Origin of the sequence: Pseudofrankia sp. EUN1h, from assembly GCF_001854645.1 — a bacterium.
Taxonomy (GTDB): domain Bacteria; phylum Actinomycetota; class Actinomycetes; order Frankiales; family Frankiaceae; genus Pseudofrankia; species Pseudofrankia saprophytica.
In genome coordinates, this window is record NZ_MBLN01000062.1 from 13,252 (window position 1) to 28,392 (window position 15,141).

General features: G+C 70.1%; 14 protein-coding genes. 7 read left to right on the forward strand and 7 right to left on the reverse strand.

All coding sequences use genetic code 11. The features are described 5' to 3' along the window. Positions 1-99 precede the first annotated feature (99 nt). Together BCD49_RS22785 and BCD49_RS22790 are read left to right on the forward strand one after the other, a co-directional pair. Positions 100-756 carry a GTP-binding protein gene (locus BCD49_RS22785; RefSeq protein ID WP_007515170.1) on the forward strand — a complete coding sequence of 219 codons (657 nt, stop codon included), beginning with the start codon at positions 100-102 and terminating at the stop codon, positions 754-756. Continuing rightward, complete coding sequence (locus BCD49_RS22790) at positions 749-1,975, forward strand: styrene monooxygenase/indole monooxygenase family protein (RefSeq protein ID WP_071041886.1); 1,227 nt, start codon at positions 749-751, stop codon at positions 1,973-1,975. Before BCD49_RS22785 ends, BCD49_RS22790 begins: the two co-directional genes overlap by 8 nt. Here BCD49_RS22790 and BCD49_RS22795 read toward each other — a convergent pair. The 4 genes from BCD49_RS22795 to BCD49_RS22810 all read right to left on the reverse strand — a co-directional run bounded on the left by BCD49_RS22795 (position 1,957) and on the right by BCD49_RS22810 (position 5,863). After that, the gene (locus BCD49_RS22795) at positions 1,957-2,847 is read right to left on the reverse strand and encodes a hypothetical protein (protein WP_232794185.1); all 891 of its coding nucleotides are present in this window, start codon (positions 2,845-2,847) and stop codon (positions 1,957-1,959) included. The genes BCD49_RS22790 and BCD49_RS22795 overlap by 19 nt on opposite strands. Positions 2,848-3,019: 172 nt before the next feature. Next, a complete protein-coding gene (locus BCD49_RS22800; RefSeq protein ID WP_027141044.1) occupies positions 3,020-3,811 on the reverse strand; it encodes an SDR family oxidoreductase in 792 nt (263 codons plus the stop codon). A 49-nt stretch (positions 3,812-3,860) separates the two neighbouring features. Then, on the reverse strand, positions 3,861-5,060 hold the full coding sequence (locus BCD49_RS22805; protein WP_007515165.1) for an acyl-CoA dehydrogenase family protein: 1,200 nt from the start codon (positions 5,058-5,060) through the stop codon (positions 3,861-3,863). Between the two features lie 134 nt (positions 5,061-5,194). Beyond that, on the reverse strand, positions 5,195-5,863 hold the full coding sequence (locus tag BCD49_RS22810; RefSeq protein ID WP_007515164.1) for a TetR/AcrR family transcriptional regulator: 669 nt from the start codon (positions 5,861-5,863) through the stop codon (positions 5,195-5,197). 152 nt (positions 5,864-6,015) lie between these two features. Between BCD49_RS22810 and BCD49_RS22815 the strand changes: the two genes are divergently transcribed. Further along, positions 6,016-6,687: a BlaI/MecI/CopY family transcriptional regulator gene (locus BCD49_RS22815; RefSeq protein WP_232794186.1), complete on the forward strand. Its 672-nt coding sequence runs from the start codon at positions 6,016-6,018 to the stop codon at positions 6,685-6,687. Further along, positions 6,688-7,788 (forward strand): M56 family metallopeptidase, encoded by a 1,101-nt coding sequence (locus tag BCD49_RS22820; RefSeq protein ID WP_071041887.1) that lies wholly within the window; start codon positions 6,688-6,690, stop codon positions 7,786-7,788. 177 nt (positions 7,789-7,965) lie between these two features. Here BCD49_RS22820 and BCD49_RS22825 read toward each other — a convergent pair whose 3' ends face one another. Further along, a complete protein-coding gene (locus BCD49_RS22825; protein ID WP_071041888.1) occupies positions 7,966-8,391 on the reverse strand; it encodes a PPOX class F420-dependent oxidoreductase in 426 nt (141 codons plus the stop codon). Between the two features lie 118 nt (positions 8,392-8,509). Beyond that, entirely contained in the window at positions 8,510-9,136 is a 627-nt protein-coding gene (locus tag BCD49_RS22830) for a TetR/AcrR family transcriptional regulator (protein WP_035930045.1), read from the reverse strand. A gap of 199 nt (positions 9,137-9,335) precedes the next feature. Between BCD49_RS22830 and BCD49_RS22835 the strand changes: the two genes are divergently transcribed. The 3 genes from BCD49_RS22835 to BCD49_RS22845 all read left to right on the forward strand — a co-directional run bounded on the left by BCD49_RS22835 (position 9,336) and on the right by BCD49_RS22845 (position 12,582). Next, positions 9,336-10,829, forward strand: coding sequence for an NAD(P)/FAD-dependent oxidoreductase (locus BCD49_RS22835; RefSeq protein WP_007515158.1), 1,494 nt, complete (start codon positions 9,336-9,338; stop codon positions 10,827-10,829). 102 nt (positions 10,830-10,931) lie between these two features. Next, the gene (locus BCD49_RS22840; RefSeq protein WP_007515157.1) at positions 10,932-11,510 is read left to right on the forward strand and encodes a GNAT family N-acetyltransferase; all 579 of its coding nucleotides are present in this window, start codon (positions 10,932-10,934) and stop codon (positions 11,508-11,510) included. Between the two features lie 709 nt (positions 11,511-12,219). After that, complete coding sequence (locus BCD49_RS22845) at positions 12,220-12,582, forward strand: hypothetical protein (RefSeq protein WP_131803554.1); 363 nt, start codon at positions 12,220-12,222, stop codon at positions 12,580-12,582. A gap of 88 nt (positions 12,583-12,670) precedes the next feature. Here BCD49_RS22845 and BCD49_RS40930 read toward each other — a convergent pair whose 3' ends face one another. After that, the gene (locus BCD49_RS40930; protein ID WP_007515155.1) at positions 12,671-13,897 is read right to left on the reverse strand and encodes a helix-turn-helix domain-containing protein; all 1,227 of its coding nucleotides are present in this window, start codon (positions 13,895-13,897) and stop codon (positions 12,671-12,673) included. Positions 13,898-15,141 lie beyond the last annotated feature (1,244 nt).

Here is a 15,141-nt window from a genome sequence, read left to right on the forward strand (position 1 = left end):
TGCCCTCTCGCGGACGGGAGGCCGGCCGCGGCCGCCGCCAGGTGCGCCGCCACCAGACCGCGCCGGACATCCAGGCGCCACGACTACAGGAACGCGGACGTGAGCTCTGCCGACATGACCATCAGAGATCCGCGCCGCCCGGGCGCGAGGCATAAGGACGACGCAAGCAGCGGTTCACTGACGATCTCGGCGAAGATCGTGGTCGCCGGCGGTTTCGGCGTGGGGAAGACGACCCTTGTCGGTTCGGTGTCCGAGGTCGCCCCGATCAACACCGAGGCGTGGATGACCGAGGCGAGCGAGGGCGTCGACGACCTCCCGCCCGGCGGCGGGAAGACGACGACGACCGTCGCGATGGACTTCGGCCGGATCACGCTCGACCCGGACCTCGTGCTCTACCTGTTCGGCACGCCCGGGCAGGCGCGTTTCTGGTTCATGTGGGACGACCTGTCGCGCGGCGCACTGGGCGCGATCGTCCTGGTCGACACCCGTCGCCTGGACCAGTCCTTCGCGGCGATCAACTATTTCGAGAACGACTCCGACGTGCCCTTCATCGTCGCCGTCAATCTTTTTGATGGAAAACTGTGGCACGACCTCGCCGAGGTGCGGGAGGCTCTTGCGCTGAGCCCGCGAACCCCGCTGGTGACCTGCGACGCGCGCGATCCCGCTTCCGCCGTCGCGACACTGCGCGAGCTTGTGCTCTACACGATGTCGCTGACCGAGACAACGGAGCCTGGGAGGGCACGAACACATGCGTAAAGTGCTGGTCGTCGGGGCTGGCCAGTCCGGGCTTCAGCTCGCGCTGATGCTTCAGGAACGTGAATACGACGTCACCGTGATGTCGGCACGCACGCCGGAGGAGATCCGGGGCGGCCGCGTCATGTCCACCCAGGCCATGTTCCACACGTCGTTGCAGCATGAGCGCGACCACGGCCTGAACCTGTGGGAGAAGGACGCCGTCCGCATCGAGGGCCTCGGCGTTTCGGTCGCCGCGCCCGACGGCGGCCGCGCGCTGGACTGGTTCGGCCGCCTCGACGACTACGGCCAGTCCATCGACCAGYGCGTGAAGATGGCGGGCTGGGCGGAGCTCTTCGAACAGCGCGGCGGGAAGCTGCTCATTCACGGCGTCACCACCGCCGATCTGAACTCGCTCACGTCGCTCTATGACCTCGTCGTCGTCGCGGCGGGAAAGGGCGAGCTGGTCCAGCTGTTTGACCGCAACCCGGAGCGCTCGCCGTTCACCAGCCCGCAGCGTGCGCTGTCGCTGGCCTATGTGCACGGCCTCGCACCTCGCCCCGAGCATCCCGACCACCCGGGCGTCCGGTTCAACATCGTCCCCGGCGTCGGCGAGCTGTTCATCATTCCGGCGTACACGACCAGCGGAAACTGCGACATCCTCTTCTTCGAGGGCATTCCCGGCGGCCCGCTGGACTGCTGGTCCGACCAGCCGGGCCCGGACGAGCACCTCGCGCGCCTGCTCGACCTGGTGCGGACCTTCCTGCCGTGGGAGTACGAGCGCTGCGCGGACGTGGAGCTCACCGACGCGCGCVCCACGCTCGCCGGCGGCTACACCCCGGTGGTGCGCAGGCCGGTCGGCGAGCTGCCCGGCGGCGGCATCGTGCTCGGCATGGCGGACGTCGTCGTCGCCAACGACCCGATCACCGGCCAGGGCTCGAACAACGCCTCGAAATGCGCCGTGTCCTATCTGGACAGCATCCTCGAGCACGGCGACAAGCCGTTCGACCGCGTGTGGATGACGGCGACCTTCGAGAAGTACTGGGACTATGCCCAGTACGTGACCACCTGGACGAACGCGCTGCTCGGCCCGCCCCCGGAGCACGTGCTGCAGATCCTCGGCACCGCGCAGGCCAAGGACGCCGTCGCCCGCCGGTTCGCCAGCGGCTTCGACAACCCACCCGAGTTCTTCGAGTGGTTCATGGACCCGGCGAAGACGGCCGCCTACCTGGCGACCGTCTGACCGGTGAGCAGGGGCATGACCCTGCCCAGCAGCGGCCCGAGCTGGTCCGCCAACGGCGCGAGCTTGCCGAGCAGCTCCGGGCCGAGCGCCGGCGCATCCGCGCCGCCGTTCAGCGAGGCCAGCATCGGCGCGAAGATCGGCCCCAGGGCCGGCCCGACGACGTCCATGAGGCTGATGCCGACGTCCGCGCCGGGCCACTCGGCGGCGCCCGGGTCGAGCAGGCCAAGCCATGGGTCGTTCGCCGCGTAGGTGACCGGTCGAGGCGGGCCGGCCGGCCACATCGCGCGCAGGATGAGCGCGAGGTAGGCAGGGTCCAGCCCGGTGAACAGGCCGCGCACGGCGGTCCGCGGGGCCATCGCGGCCGGCACGTGCGCGGCCACCTCGACGGCGCCCCACGACGGGAAGACCGCGACCCGGTACTGCGGCCGGGAGAACAGGTAACCGGGTGTGCCCGGCACCACCACCTCCCAGGAGCCGTCGCCGAACACCAGGTGCCCGGGGCCCGGCAGGTACGGCGCCAGCTCGTCGATCGGTCCGACGTGGGCGATCTCGGCGATCGCGGTCCTGATGCTCACCCTGCCGTCGAGGGTCCGGATCCCGTGGGCCTGCAGCCGCCCCACCGTGTAGAGCTCGCCGGGGCCGGCCGGCACCTGGTCGAGCGCGGCGACCAGCGGCCCGGTGGCGAGGAACCCGGGAACGTCGAGTGTCCCGAGCGGGATGGTCACCCGTTCGAGCCCGATCGGCCCGAACGGCGGCAGCCGCCCCGCGTCGGAGGCCGCCGGAACCGGCACCCCCACGAGGGCCGACGCGGCGGGCGTGCCGGCGACCCCGGCCGCTCCGACGCATCCGACGGCGACCAGGGACGCGGCCACGGCACGAACAGCCCGGCCAGCCCAGCCAGCCCAGCCAGCCCGGCCATGTCGACTACGCACAGTAACCATCGGCACGTAGGCTAACGGCGGCACGCCGGCCCTCCCGTCCGCCCGCTCCCCGGGCGTGGCGTCAGGGCCGTGGCCTGGTGGCGCCGCGGACGCGGCGGCGCGGCTATGGGTGCTGGCTGCTCACCGAGACGATCTCGCCGGTCATGTAGGTCGAGTAGTCGCTGGCGAGGAAGGCGATGACGGTGGCGACCTCCCAGGGCTCGGCGGCCCGGCCGAACGCCTCCCGGCGGGAGAGCTCGGCGAGGAGGTCCTCGTCGCTGACCTTGGCGAGGAACGGGTGCATGGCGAGGCTCGGCGCGACCGCGTTCACCCGCACCCCGTGGGGGGCCGCCTCCATGGCGGCGCACCGGGTCAGCGCCATGACGCCCGCCTTGGCGGCGGCGTAGTGCGCCTGGCCGGACTGGGCGCGCCAGCCGACGACGGAGGCGTTGTTCACGATCACGCCGGCACCGGCCGGCAGCATCCTGCGCAGGGCGGCCCTCGTCGCCCGCATGGTGCCGGTCAGCGTCACGTCGAGCACCGTCGACCACTGGTCGTCGGTCATCTCGGTCAGCGGCACGTCGCCACCGAGGCCCGCGTTGTTGACGAGCACGTCCAGCCGGCCGTGGGTGTCGTGGACGGCGTCGAACAGCGCGCCGATCTGCTCCTCGCTGCGCACGTCGCACGGCACCGCCAGCGGCGGCGCGCCGGTCAGCTCGCCGAGCTTCGCGGCGGCCTCGCCCAGGCGGCGGACGTGGTGGTCGGAGACGACGACGGTCGCGCCCTCCAGCGCCGCGCGCCACGCGGTGGCGAACCCGATGCCGGTGCCGGCGGCGGCGGTCACCAGGACGACCTTGCCGCGCAGCAGGTCCCGCCCCGGCGGCGGCTCCGGCGCGGGGCGCGGGCCCGCGGCCAAGGGCGCGCCGGCAGCCGTGGCCGGGGACGTGGTCTCGGCGATCTTCGGGTCAGGCACGCGGCAGCCCCAGCGTTCTCTCGGCGATGATGTTGCGCTGGATCTCGCTCGACCCGGCGTAGATGGTGTCGGCCCGGCTGAACAGGAACAGCGACTGCTCAGGACGCAGCTCGTAGGGCTCGCCGCAGGTGAGCATCGCCTCGGCGCCGAGCACGTCCATCGCGAGCTCACCCAGCTGCTGGTGCCACGTCGACCAGTAGAGCTTCCCGATCGACGACGCCGGGCCGGGCGGGATGTCGGCGGTGGCGTCCGCGAGCGTGCGCAGCGCGGTGAAACGCATGATCTCGACGCCGATCCACGCGCGCACCAGGCGGTCGCGCAGGTGCGGTACCTCCCAGCCGCCGTTGCGCTTGGCCAGGGCGATGATCCGCTCCAGCTCGCGCTTGAAGCCGACCTGCTGGCCGAGCGTGAAGGTGCCGCGCTCGAAGCCGAGCGTGGCCATCCCGATCCGCCAGCCGTCGCCCTCGGCTCCGACCAGGTTGGCCGCCGACGTGCGCGCGCCGTCGAAGAAGACCTCGTTGAACTCCGACGTGCCGGTCATCGACACGATCGGACGAATGTCGATGCCGGGCTGGCGCATCGGGACCAGCAGGTAGGACAGGCCCTTGTGCCGCGCGGAGCCTGGCTCGGTGCGCACCAGCGCGAACCCCCAGTCGGCCTGATGGGCGAGCGAGGACCAGACCTTCTGCCCGTGGATGACGTAGTCGTCGCCGTCCCGGCGGGCGCGGGTGGACAGCGCGGCAAGGTCGGAGCCCGCGCCCGGCTCGGAGTACAACTGGCACCACAGGGCCTCGCCCGCGCGGATCGGCGGCAGCAGCCGGCGGCGCTGGTCCTCGGTGCCGAAGGCGATGAGCGTCGGGCCGACCATGCCGTCGCCGATCAGCCCGACCCGCGCCGGCGCGTCCGCCCGCGCGTACTCCTCGTGGAAGACGACCTGCTCGGCGACCGACAGCCCCCGGCCGCCGTACTCCTTCGGCCACGACAGACAGATCCAGCCAGCCGCGGCTAGCTGGCGCTCCCAGTCGAGGCGCAGCTCGAACGCCTCGTGCTCGCGGCCGGGTCCGCCGAGGCCGCGGGCCTTCGCGAACTCGCCGGTCAGCGCGTCGGCCAGCCACGCGCGCACCTCCTCGCGGAAGCCGGGCGCCTCCGCGCCCGCCGCGCCGGTCGGCCCTGACGTCTCGCTCGACACCACGTCCGACAGGTTAGCGCCCAGACCAAGCTAGCGCTTGGTTTGCCGTGGGCCCCGCGACAACGCGGTCACCGGCCCGAGGCACAGGGCACAAAACGCAAGGCACCAGGCACCAGGCACCGGCCGCTGGTGTCGCGCTAGCCGGCCGGGCGGACGCGGATGCCGTCGAAGACAGTGGTGAGGAACTGCTCGGCCAGCTCCGCCGGGCCGAGGGGCCCATCAGGGGAGTACCAGTGCACCGACACCCAGATCGCGTCGCGCAGGAAGCGGTGCGTGAGCCTGGGGTCGAGGTCGGCGCGCAGCTCACCGGCGGCGACGCCGTCGCGCAGCGCCGCGAGCCACAGCCGCTGGCTTTCCGCCTCGGAGGCGCGCAGGTAGGCGAACCGCGGCAGCGTCGCCAGGTAGCCACGCTCGTTCTGGAACACGGTGACGGCGGCGCGGTGCCGCGCGATCGTGACGAACGCGGCCCGCACCAGCGCGGCGATCGTGTCACTCGGGCCCGCCTGGTCGGCGGCTATCGCGGCGTGCCGGGCGTGCAGGTCGTCGAGGAAGCTCGACAGGAGCTCGTCGACGATCGACTCCTTGGAGTCGAAGTGGTGGTAGAGGCTGCCGGAGAGCATGCCGGCGGCGTCCGCGATCTCCCGGACCGTCGTCGCCCGGTAGCCCCGCTCCGCGAACAGGCCGGCGGCGATCTCGACGATCGCCGCGCGCCGCTCCGACTCGCCCCCCGCCGCCGCTCGCCCACTCCCGGCGGCGCGGCCGCCGGAACGTCCCCGGGTTCGACCACGCGTCGGTGAGGTGTCCACCTCCGCATTATCGCCCGTCAACCAAGCGCTTGGTCGGTTCGCTTCCTCACAGCCGCCCGAGCGCGGCGACACGCCGGGGATTCAGGTGGCTCGGCGCGTCAGGGGCGCACCTGCCCTCCCGTCACCGCATCCGGATACGTATGGTCGTGGGCGTGGTTCCCGATGCCGACGGATTCGCGGACGATACCGGTGACGACCGCYTGGGCGCTGGTGGCCTCCTCGACGAGGCCGTGACCGACGCCGACCTCTTCGGCGGTGACGTCCTGACAGACCAGACAGCGGGGGACACGGTCCTCACCGCCCGGATACGGCGGCGCTCGCCGGGCTCGTTGGAGGCGGAGATCCTCAACGTGCTGCACACCGCGCGCCGCGAGCTCTCCCCCGGCCAGGTGCGCGAGCGTCTTGCCAGCGGCGCCACGCTGTCCTACAGCGCCGTGGTCACGACACTGACCCGTCTGCACGGCAAGGGGGTCGTCACCCGCCGCCGGGCCGGCCGCGCCTTCCTCTACCTGGCGGAGTCCGACGCGGCGAGCCTGGTCGCCTGGCGCATGAACCGCCTGCTCGACGAGCAGGCCGACCACCGCCCGGCGCTCACCCACTTCCTCGCCGCGCTCTCCCCCGGCGACGAGGCGGTGATCCGCCAGCTGCTCGCCGAAAGCCCCGCCGACCCGGTCGAGCCGGCCACCGGCCACGCGCCGGGCGAGGACGAGCCGGACGGCGCCGCCGGGCGCGTCCCCCAGGACGGGCGGGGCGCTGGCGAGACGACAGGCCCGTGGGACGGGAGGCACGGCTCCGGCAACGGCCGCGCACCGGCCGGACGCTAGATGGTCGGCGAGCTGGTCCTCTGCGCGCTGGTCGCTCCGTTGCTCGGCACGTTCGTGATGCGCCTGCTGGCGGACCGGGTGGCCGCGGGCATCGCCGTCRTCGCCTTCACGGTCTCCGCCTGCCTGCTCGCGCTCGGGACGGCCCTGGTGCTGCTCGCGGGCGGCATCCACACGACGACGGCCCTGGTCAACACCGGTAAACGGGGATGGACCGCCGAGGCCTGGGCCGACGCAGGCCAGGACATGTGGCTGTCCGGGCCGTGCGCGCTCGTCGCCGTCCTGGCCGGCGTCTCGGCGGGGCGGGCGTGGCGCCGGCAGCGGACCGCCCTGCGGGCCGCCGGGGTCGAGGCGGCCGCGCTACCCGGCGAGGACGTCGTCGTGGTGGTCCCCGGCAAGCACCCGGACGCGTTCACGCTGCCCGGCTCACCCGGCCGGATCGTGGTCACCGAGTCCATGCGCGCGGCGCTGAGCCCGGACGAGCTCGGGGTGGTGCTCGCGCACGAGCGCGCCCACCTGCGCGGCCGCCACCATCGCTACGTCGACGCCACGAGGCTCGCCGCCGCCGGCCAGCCGCTGCTGCGCCCTGTCGCCCGGCTGGTCGAGTACGGCGTCGAGCGCTGGGCCGACGAGCGCGCCGCGGTCGAGGTCGGCGACCGGGTGCGGGTCGCCCGCGCGATCGGCACGGTCGCGCTGGTCACCGCCGCGACCGGCCCGCCCTCGTCCCCTGGCTCCGCCTCGACCGGCTCCCGCTGCCCGGCCGGTCACACGTCGCTGGGCGCCGCTCCCTCCGCGCTGCGCATCGCCACTCCCGACTGGCTGGCGGAGCCGGAGCCCTCCGCGGCCACCGTGTCCCGCCGCGCGCGGCGGGGCGATCCGGTCCGCCGCCCCCCGCGTGCCAGTCGCACCGGTCGGGCCCCCCGGCCGGGTCCGGTCCCGCGCCGGGTCCGCGCCCTGCTGCGCCCGCTGCCCGCCTCCAGCCACCTGATGCTGCTGACGATCCCGGCCTTCCTGTCGCTCGGCTCCTGCTTCTTCGCCGGCAACATCTGCTACGACCTCCACCTCCCCCTGGCCATGGCCCTCGAGCTCGAGGCCCAGTTCTAGGAGAGCCTCGGCGAAGGCGTGGCCGGCCGTGTCCGCGCCATGATCACGATTTCGGCCCTCGGGTGGTTGCGACTGCCACCGTTCCGCGACCAGCAGAGGGCAGGACCGGCGATCACGCCAACGGGCGGGGCTTGGCTGAGGCGAGGCTTGGCTGAACGGCGCTGGTCGGCGACGGCGCTAGTCGGCGACGGCGCGCTGCGCGGTGATGCTGGTGGGCGTGAGGCGGACGAGTAGCTCGCCGGGTACGCCGTTGCGGCGGCCGAACTCCTCTGCGCGGTCGGCGCCCATGTAGCGGCCGCCGATCGCGGTCGCCCAGCGACGGACCTCGGCCAGATCCTCCGACAGGGTCACGGTGCCGCTCACGATCACGAACGCGTACGGCGGCGTGTCGTCGTCGACGCACAGGCTCGCCCGGCCGTCCCTGCGCAGGTTGCGCCCCTTGACGGTGTCGGCGCCTGTGTTGAACAGGATGTCGTCGCCGTCGAGCACGAACCAGATCGGCGCGATGTGCGGCCGCCCGTCCGCCCGCACGGTGGCAAGCTTCCCCGTCCGTGTCCMCGCCGCCGCGAACTCCCGCCACTCCCCCGCACCCATCGCCACCATGCCCCCACCCTCGCACACGCCGCGGGAGGCCAGGGAGAACCTCCACCGGCCCCGGCCCAACGGCCCCGCCAGGCCGAGCCTGGCTGGCTGGCTGGCTGGCTGGCTACCGACGGTCGCGTCAGCGGTCGCGGCGGGCGGTGACACCCGGGGCGTAGGCGCGGACGAAGAGGCTGACATTCGAACGGATGGCCAGGTCCAGTTCGTCGGAGTCCTGAGCCGGTGGTGGGGAGATCGCGAACGTGCCGAGCTCCGTCATCGCCCACGAGACCCCGGTGACCAGGGTGACGAACTGGCCGGCCGCGCGGGCCGGGTCGTCGATGTCGAGGGCTCCGGCGTGGGCGAGACGGGCCAGGCTGCCGATGAGGGTGGGCCAGACGGGCGTCGCCGCCCGGGACCGCCACAGCGCCTGGAGGGCGGCATGGCGTGGCGCCTCCGTCTGAACGAGCAGGCGCAGCGACGCAGTGCCTGGGCTGGCATAGACGTCGTTGATGCGCCGGGCGAGGTCGACGAGGTACTTCTCGGCTTCGTCGGTGCCGTCCACCCGGTTGGGAAACGCGAGTGTCGCTTCGCGCAGGGCCTGCAGGTTCGCCGTGATCCGCTCATCCACGACCGCGAGGAAGAGCTTTTCCTTGTCGCCGAAGTGGTTGTACACGGTCTGGCGTGAGGCGGGAGTCGCCGTCGCGATGTCGTCGAGGCTGGTCGCGGCGTAGCCCTGGCGGGCGAAGACCTCGAACGCCGCCTTCATGATCGCCTCTCGTTTGGCCTGCGTGCCGCGGCCTGACGCCCCCGCGCCGACACCGCCTGCGTCGCCAGCCACGGGCACAGGCTACTCTCCTGGACCCAGGCGACTGAATCTCTGGACAACGATGTCCAATTTGATGGTCGTACTTGTCTCGCCGGGTTACGTACCCGGCTGCCAATCAAGGAGAGGTCGAGGAGAGGCTGTGTCCACACCCAGGGTTCCGCACACGGTGGTCATCGGAGCCGGGCCGGCCGGCCTGACCGCCGCGTACCAGCTGGTGGCACGTGACGCCGCCGTCACGGTCTTCGAGTCCGACGACGTGGTGGGCGGCATCAGCCGCACCGTCGAACGTGACGGCTGGCGGTTCGACATCGGCGGCCACCGGTTCTTCACCAAGGTCGCCGCCGTGGAGGCCCTGTGGCGGGAAATCCTGGCCGCCGACGACTTCCTGGTCCGGCCCCGGATGAGCCGGATTTACTACCAGGGCAAGCTCTATGACTACCCGCTGCGGGCACTCAACGCCCTGCGCAACCTCGGGCCGGGCCAGGCGGCGCTCGCCATCGGGTCCTACGCCCGGGCACGCGTCCGCCCGCCGAAGAACCAGGCAGACAACTATGAGGCCTGGCTGGTGGCGCGGTTCGGCTGGCGCCTCTACCGCAGGTTCTTCAAGACCTACACCGAGAAACTGTGGGGTATCCCGGTCAGCGAGATGCCGGCCGACTGGGCCGCGCAGCGGGTGAAGAACCTCTCGCTGTCCTCGGCCATCGTCAACGCCGTCCTGCCCAGGCGGAACCAGAAGGAGATCACCAGCCTCATCGAGGAGTTCCACTACCCCAAGTACGGTCCCGGCATGATGTGGGAGGAGGCCGCCCGCAAGGTCGAGAAGATGGGTGGCACGGTCACGATGAACACCTCGGTGACGGCCGTGCACCGCGCGGACGGCGGCGCCGTCGCCGTCACCGTGACCACGAGTGCCGGCGACCGGAGGCGGGTACCCGCCGACCACGTCATCTCGTCCACGCCGCTGTCGACGCTGGTGCTGGGCATGGACCCGCCAGCGCCTGCCCGCGTGGTCGAGGCGGCGCGTGACCTGCGCTACCGCGACTATCTGACGGTCGCGCTCGTGGTCCCGGCGGAGTTCAGCTTCCCTGACAACTGGATCTACATCCACGATCCCGGGGTCCGCGTCGGCAGGATCCAGAACTACGGATCGTGGTCCCCCTACCTGGTGAAGGAGGGGAGGACGTGCCTCGGCCTCGAGTTCTTCGTCTTCGAGGGCGACGACATGTGGACGAAGCCGGACGACGAACTGATCGCCCTCGGCACCCGGGAGCTCGAGACGCTGGGACTGGTCCGACGAGGGGTCGTGGAGAAGGGCTACGTCGTCCGGGTCCCCAAGGCATATCCGACCTACGACCAGTACTACCGAAACAACGTCGCGATCATGCGGAAGTGGCTGGCGGAGAACGTCCCGAACGTTCACCCCGTGGGCCGCAACGGCATGCACCGGTACAACAACGCGGACCACTCGATGCTCACCGCCATGCTGACGGTGGAGAACATCGTCGACGGCACCAGCCACGACGTCTGGACCGTCAACGTCGAGGAGGAATACCACGAGGAGAAGCGCCCGGCCGGCCGCGCGCGCCCGACGGGCACCGGCCGCGACGCCCCCATCATTCCTCGACGGTCGTGACGGCGGGCCCTGGCCGGATCAGCGGCGACCCACAGTAGGCCGGGCCCAGGCTGGTGGACACCAAGGGCGGCGCGGTTCTGGCTGGRCCAGGTCGAGTTGGATATGGGTGTGAAAAACGAGGTTCGCCGTATCACCGAGTCCGACGGCACGCGGCTGCGCGAGGTGCGGCTGGCCGCGCTCGCCGACGCGCCCGCGGCGTTCTGGCAGACGTTCGACGGCGAGGCCGCGCGACCACACGACGACTGGCACCGCCGGGCCGTCCGGGCCGCGACGGGGGACGGGCACGCGACGTTCCTGCTGGAGCGCGACGGCGAGCCGGCCGGGATGGTCGACGTCCACCGGCCGTCGATGGCCCCGGAGTTCCGCGAGTTCGCCGCGATGTGGGTCGCGCCGGCCGTGCGCGGCACCGGCGCGGCCGACCTCCTGATCGAGGGCGCGCTGGCCTGGGCGCGCTCGGTCGGCGCGATCGGGATCCGGCTGTGGGTGGAGGTCGCGAACCACGCGGCGCAGCGGGCGTACCGCCGGCACGGGTTCCAGCAGATCGGTGGTCCCGACCGTGACCACGCCGACCCGGCCGGGAAGTCCTACCTGCTGATGGCGCTCGCGCTGAACGCCGAGGCGGCGGCGTCGCCGACCTTCCTCGCCCGCGCGAGCGCCCCCTGGACCGACGAGTCCGCCTGAATCACCGCCGGCGCCGCCAGGGCCCGCGGTGTCGCACTTCATGATCTGGTGGGATTTTCGGAGCCATGGATATGCGTGTCTCAGGACATACAGTCATACGACTGTCCAGACCTGCGCTTGCTTGACGCTTGCTAGAGCAAGCGCCGCTCGGGTCGATCCGTTGGCGATCTTAGTGCGTGCTGCTGTCGGCGGGGCGTGACAGTCGCTGTAGGCGGGGCGTGGTGGAGGCATCCAGGTGGGTCCAGAGAGGCAGTTTGAGGGCTGCGGCCCATGTCCCCCGCTACCTGCTACAGAATGCGGTGTGTGGTGGTCGGTGGGGGTGCGGGGTGTAGCGGCGGGTGTAGCGCTGTCGCGACCCCGCCGCATGTCGCTCCACGTCGGCGCGTTCGCGTCGCGGACTGGACCAGCGTAGCGGCCGCTGTTGCATTCGGTTCGCTTTAATAGCCGGAGCACTTGCGCCACAGCGGAGGTCTTCGACGGCCGGAGCGATCGCATGCCGATACCGCGAAGCATAGAATGACACTCCGAGGCGGTCTGAGCGAAATTCTGACGCGAACCCGGCCCTGAAGGGGTCGAGAAATAGGCCAACGCCGTACAGCCCTCCGCCCGCAGCCACCAACCGAACAACCCTCCAACTCACCCAGCAAGACTAATTACCGAAAAGCATTGTCATCGAGAATCGCCTATAGCGAGGGAAAGGTTAAACCTAGTGGCCATACGGCCGGGGAAAAGGAACGGAATAATTCTGAAACTCGAAGTGGAGCGTACGCTCATCGAGGCAGGTCTTCTCATGGCGCCGCCGCTCCAGATGGCTCTCTGCTCTGGGTTCTATATCGAGCCGTCCGATCTCCGGCCGCTGGAGGAGATCCCGGACCCGAGTATCGCCGTAACGTGGCTGGTTCACCCAAATCTGCGAGAGAAATATCCCACGGCATGGCCAGAAGCGCGCGAGATGCAGAGCGCGCGAGATACTATGCTCGTCGCCATAAAAAGTATTTTGGAGTTTGCGGGCTTCGAGGTTGAGGTGGACGACAATGAAATGCCCGACTTTCTCTTTGTGAGCTATCCGTGATGGATGCCATCCGGGCGTGATGGAGCGATCGAATCGGCACGTGACTGCCACCGGGTCGGGCGCCCTGGGTGCGGCGCTTTCGCTGACGCTAGTCCTCCCCCCTTGGGCGCCGCATCGCTTCGTAAACAGCTTTTAGATCGCTGGCCCTGGAAAAACGCTCCTCCTGCATGGCGTCCGCTACTTCCAATATTCGCCAGAAATGCGAAGGCACGATCTTTCCTGATTCGACTGCTCCCATTGCCGCGTGGAGCGCCTCATCACTTTTTCCCATGTAGGTAAGCGTCAGTGCAAGGTCGATGCTTGCCATCGCGGCCCGCCGTGGCCAACGAGCGGGAGCGGACATCGGGGCGCCAATCTTGGTGATCACTTCGCGGGCGAAGTCCTCGGCGGCCGAGTCACGTATCCATGTCAGTGTCGTGGCCGTGTAGGAAACGGCTTTCGCAGGATCGTACCGATAGTGATGTTCCGGGCGGGTAGGATCACTGAGCGATGATGCCATCTTCTGAACGCGGCCGATCGCCCTGTACGTATCGCCGCGTGATCCCAGGCGTGCCCATCCTCGGCCTTCCTGTGCTGCCGCTTGTATCATGATCGAACTTCCGTGTGGAGCGAAACTTTGCGCTGCGCGTGACAGGTCGACGGCCATGCGGAAGTCGCCGGAGGTCAGCGCCTGCCACGCTCGCGTTTCATAGCACCATGCGATGATCTCGGGGTTCTCTGCCTGCTCCGCAAGGCTCATCGCGGTGGCCAGATAGGTGGACGCGGCACGGTCGCGTTTCAGGTCGATAAGAACCGTCGCGCCCAACAGCGACAGCCAGCCCCCGACCAGCAGAAGCCGACGGTGCTCATGAAGCGTTTTCCGAGCATCCAGCAGTTTCCCGACGTTGCTTAACGACTGGTTGATCTCCAGCAGGATCCGGCTGGGGTGCTCGAACTGATACCGGCACGCCAGATCGTCGAATCCGGACTCAAGATAGGTGAGCGTCGCGTCTCCTACGTCGCTCGCCGCGACCCGTCGAGCAAGTTCTCCCGCTTCATCCGAGTCTTCCTGCGCCGAGGCCACGGCGATAGAAAAGACGTCCGATGTGTGCCGCGTAGGTGGCGCCGCCGAAATAAGCCGGTCAAGTTCGTGGTAGTCGACGCCCAGCGCCTTGGCTAGTCCGCTTCGGTGCTCGGGGTAGGGTTCCGTTCTTCCTTGTTCCCAGCGTGCGACTGTCGATCGATCGACGCCGACGGATTCGGCTAGCCCTTCCTGGCTGTAGCCCATGGCCTTCCGCCGCGCGGCAAGCGCGGGTCGCTTCTGGGGAGTCGGCACGCTGGTCCTCCGCGTCGGCTGCCGGGCTCATGGAACGGTGCTCGCCTCAGTATGCGCCGAACGCATGCCCTGCACCGAGGATGCGCCACAGACGCCCTCGCCGCACTCGCGCGGATACCTGACGCTCAGTGACAAGCCCCCGGGCCGGCCAAACCACCACCCGACCGGCCCGGGGTGCCCGAACGGATGACAGCCACGCTCAGGTCCTTGGGCACGTCAAAGGTGGATGTGTGAAATGGGCAGTAGGTATCGGCGCAGACGTCGCCCTCGGCGTCAGCTTGGCTCGTGGACCGTCGCCATCGTCGACAACGGAAAAGGCCCAAGACTCACATGGGTGCGGCTCTACCACCCCCATGAACACAATCATCGAGACACCGCGAAGGCCGCTGGTTTAACCCGCCCACTTCAACCCTGAAGCCATTCATCGCGCCCATGGCCACGCCGCGCGCGCCGCGCGCCGGGACGGGCAAGGGGTGTAACCGCCGGCCCACAGCGTAACCGCAGGGTTACCCCCCTGGTTACCTCCCGTACCATCCCTGACCAGCGCAGATGCCACCGTGTAACCGGTAACCGCGCAGCCCGACACTCGCTCCGAACCGCCTCTAACGCGGTCCAGCCCACCGCCGACGTGGTTACCCGCTACCGCCCGCACGCGCTACCGCACGGTGTTGGGGGTGCATACCTCGTCAACCATAACCGGATTCATCAACAGCACGGATCACTTCAGTTCGCACCACAATTATGATCTTCATATGGTCCCATGCCCCTGCCCCTGCCCCGGCGGCGTCCGCCTTGGACCGTCGGCGAGATCGCGTTCATCCTGTCCGACGTCGCGGCGAATCCTGTCCGACGTCAGGGGCGCGGCCGGTGCGATCTCGTGCCCCTGACGTCGGACAGGAAATCACGATTGCCTCAGACGTCTGACACGACGCGAGACAGGAAGGGCGGGCGGGCATTGCGAGGCGGCGCTAACTCTTGTTAGCAATTCGCTTGCGCCAGCTAGCATTTTGGCCCGGTGGCTCAGTCGGGATTCCATCGCCTCACCTGCGCTTGCTGAAGTAAGCGCAGGTCAGAACCCCGCTTCTCACTGTATGTGCCGAGACACGTAACGCTATGACTCCGAAGATCCCACCAGATCATGAACGGCTCGCGTGTCTGGGGCAGGGGCGCGGGGGCGGTGGGCAGGAAGGGAGCAGGAGAGCGGGAGAGCAGGAGAGCAGGAGCGGGAGCGGGAGAGCAGGAGC

Excerpts from the sequence above, each read along its gene's own strand:
- BCD49_RS22830 (WP_035930045.1), bottom strand. The coding sequence starts at position 9,136 with ATGAAGGCGGCGTTCGAGGTCTTCGCCCGCCAGGGCTACGCCGCGACC.
- BCD49_RS22840 (WP_007515157.1), top strand. The coding sequence starts at position 10,932 with ATGGGTGTGAAAAACGAGGTTCGCCGTATCACCGAGTCCGACGGCACG.